Origin of the sequence: Enterococcus sp. 3H8_DIV0648 (assembly GCF_002140655.1) — a bacterium.
GTDB classification, from domain to species: domain Bacteria; phylum Bacillota; class Bacilli; order Lactobacillales; family Enterococcaceae; genus Enterococcus_A; species Enterococcus_A hulanensis.
The window spans coordinates 472,457-475,812 of sequence record NZ_NGLG01000001.1 but is presented as its reverse complement, the minus strand read 5'-3'; the positions used below and the strand labels follow the sequence as shown (position 1 = coordinate 475,812).

4 protein-coding genes are annotated in these 3,356 nt (G+C 39.1%); all 4 read left to right on the top strand.

Annotated elements, in window-relative coordinates:
• Positions 1–767 (top strand): glycosyl hydrolase family 65 protein (locus A5875_RS02170; protein WP_303393798.1); only part of this gene is annotated, 767 nt, incomplete at its 5' end.
• Positions 760–1,419 carry a beta-phosphoglucomutase gene (pgmB, locus tag A5875_RS02165; RefSeq protein ID WP_088932091.1) on the top strand — a complete coding sequence of 220 codons (660 nt, stop codon included), beginning with the start codon at positions 760–762 and terminating at the stop codon, positions 1,417–1,419. The genes A5875_RS02170 and pgmB, both read left to right, overlap by 8 nt.
• Positions 1,420–1,443: 24 nt before the next feature.
• Complete coding sequence (locus tag A5875_RS02160; protein ID WP_088932090.1) at positions 1,444–2,451, top strand: LacI family DNA-binding transcriptional regulator; 1,008 nt, start codon at positions 1,444–1,446, stop codon at positions 2,449–2,451.
• Between the two features lie 85 nt (positions 2,452–2,536).
• Positions 2,537–3,331: a metallophosphoesterase gene (locus A5875_RS02155; RefSeq protein ID WP_088932089.1), complete on the top strand. Its 795-nt coding sequence runs from the start codon at positions 2,537–2,539 to the stop codon at positions 3,329–3,331.
• The last annotated feature ends 25 nt before the right edge of the window (positions 3,332–3,356 follow it).

The following is a 3,356-nucleotide window of genomic DNA, read 5'->3' as shown; positions in this document are numbered from 1 at the left end:
CATTAGAAAATTATCAAAAATATCAAGACCAAGCGACCGTTTCAATATCTTCAGAGGAACAGGCCAAGTGGCAAGATATTATTGAGCATATGTACTTTCCTGCAGATGAAGAGTTAGGCATTTTCGTTCAACATGATACTTTCTTAGATAAAGATTTAATGTCGGCTGCTGATTTAGCTCCGGAAGATCGCCCGTTAAACCAAAACTGGTCTTGGGACAAAATCCTGCGTTCTTGTTTCATTAAACAGGCAGATGTTTTGCAAGGGATTTACTTCTTCGGAGATCAATTCACTAAAGAAGAGAAACGTAAAAATTTCGAGTTTTACGAACCAATGACTGTTCATGAGTCTTCACTGTCTGCTTCAATCCATGCTATTTTAGCGGCAGAGCTTGGTTTAATCGACAAATCGATGGAAATGTATCAACGAACGGCTCGGTTAGATTTAGACAACTATAACAATGACACTGACGATGGTTTGCATATTACTTCAATGACCGGCAGTTGGTTAGCTATTGTCCAAGGCTTTGCACAAATGAAAACAGCAAGCGGCCAATTAAGCTTTGCGCCGTTACTGCCAAAAGAATGGAATCACTATTCTTTCCATATTAATTACCGTGGGCGCTTGTTAGCAGTTTCAGTAAATCAAAAAGAAGTGCAAATTGACTTGAAAGATGGACCTGCCTTAGCTATGATGCTTTATGGAAAGGAAATTTCTTTGAGCGATTCAATGACAGTTCCACTGGAACAGGAGGAATCAAATGTTTAAAGGCGTTTTGTTTGATTTAGATGGTGTCATCACTGATACTGCTGAATATCATTACTTGGCATGGAAAAAATTAGCTGATGATCTTGATATTTCAATTGATCGGCAGTTTAATGAAAAATTGAAGGGCGTTAGCCGCGAAGATTCTTTACGGCTGATTCTCGAACATGGTGGTCGTGAAAAAGACTTTTCCGAAACAGAGTTCAATCAATTAGCAAAATCAAAAAATGACAATTATGTAGAAATGATTCAAGCAGTTTCACCAAAAGATGTCTACCCTGGTATTTTAGAATTGCTGAAAGCATTGAAAAATGCTGACATCAAAATTTCTTTAGCATCAGCAAGTAAAAACGGTCCTTTTCTATTAAAACAGATGGAGTTGACCGATTATTTCGATGGTATCGCTGATCCAGCAGCCGTACGTGCTGGAAAACCTGCTCCCGACATTTTTATTCTAGCTGCTGAAGTGGTGGGACTAGCTCCTAACGAATGCATTGGGATTGAGGATGCTCAAGCAGGAATCACCGCCATCAAAGCAAGCGGCGCATTACCTGTTGGTGTGGGAAGTGCTAAGCAATTAGGTGATGATATTGCTATCGTCGCTTCGACTGCTGAACTTACCTTAAATTTTTTAGAAAAACAATGGAGTAACTAATATTACAGAGAAAGGAGAGCGAAAATGGTATCTACAGTTAAAGACGTGGCTAAAAAAGCAAAAGTCTCTCCTTCTACTGTTTCCCGTGTGATTAACGATCATCCTAGTATTTCCGCTGAAACAAAACAGCGGGTTCGGAAGATCATGGATGAAATGGGGTACTTTCCAAACGTCACTGCGCGAAATCTCGGAAAACAGCGAGCAAATTCTTTTGGTGTCATTTTGCCACCTCTTGATTCTCGCGAACGCTTGGGCAATCCACTTTATTTGGAACTACTAAACGCTGTGAACGAAACTGCTGCGGAATTTCAAATTACCACCGCTGTTGCCTCAGCTAATAATAGTAAGACCTTATTGGAAAATGTAACTCGGATGCATCGGCAAAAACAAGTTGATGGCTTCATCTTAGCTTATTCAGAAAAGGATGATCCAGTAGCTGAATACCTTTATCAGAATCATGTCCCCTTTACATTAATCGGGCGTCCGCCTGAAAGAGAAGCTGACATTGTTTATGTCGACAACGATAATCAATTGCTTGGCAAACAAGCTACTGAGCATTTGATTGAGAAAGGGCATAAAAATATCCTGTTCGTCTCAAATGTTAATCAAGAAGTCATTTTCTTTGAACGTTATTTTGGGTATCAAGAGGCTATGATGTTAAAGGGTTATCCTACCCATTCACCTTTGACAATGCTGAAACCTGAAGATTACACGCAATTTCCTGAAGTAATCAAAGAAACTGGAGCAACTGCTCTGGTTGTGATTGATGATATTTTTGCCTTACGTATGATTCAATTAGCAACGCTGCACGGCTATAAGGTTCCCGATGATCTTTCGGTCATCAGTTTTAATAATTCAATTTTTGCAACGCTCGTTCACCCTTACTTGACGACGATTGACATTGATATTTCTGACCTTGGTCGTCTAGGGACACAGAAATTAATAGAACAAATTGAGCAAAAACAATCGAGTGGTGTTCAATTAGTCGTACCACATCATCTGATCCAAAGAGAAACTGTTCGTACGATTTAAGTTATCATTAAATACGACCTGTCCAACTTGTGACAGGTCGTTATTTTGTATATACTTGCGAAAAATCAGAAAGAAAGTGGTATAGATGGTTCTAATCTTAGGCCTACTCCTAGTGCTCTTTCTGTTCTATTGTCGTTACTCAACCTATCAATTGATCGAAAAGCACTTTCAAATTAATAAGGATGAACAACTGATTATTCAAACTGGTGAAAAGGCAGGTTTAACGATCGCCCAAATTAGCGATAGCCACTTTTCGCCATTTTATTCGCCTAAGCGATTTGATAAAATCATTAATAAACTGAACCAAGCAAAGCCTGATATTGTATTATTTACTGGTGATTTGATTGAAAATTATCGCTATTGGCAAACAAGAGACTGCAACGCCATCAGTCAACAATTGGCAAAAATCCATGCCCCTAAAGGAAAATTCGCGATCTTAGGTAATCATGATTACCGTTCCAACGGTCGTACAGCAGTTAGTCAAATACTAGCTGATGGAGGATTTATTCTATTAAATAATCAAAGTACATCGGTGGATCAGACAAGCTTAACAGGAATCGACGATGGACAAGAAGGCCAGCCTGATTATAATACTCTTCCTAAAAAAGCAGACTTCTCTATCTTAATGATTCATGAGCCCGATCAGGTCAGGCACTTACCTGAGCTTGATCGATTTGACCTGATTTTATCTGGACACAGCCATGGAGGACAAATCCGCTTTCCACTCTTTCCTTATAAAAATTTTGGATCTAAACTTTATGATCAAGGAATTTACGAATTGACATCTAGAACTAGCCTAGTCGTCAACACTGGTTTAGGAACTACGGGACCTCCACTACGCTTTAGAGTGACCCCTGAAATTTTATATTTCCATCTATAGAAAAAGAGTTTGAACGTTCGCTTCT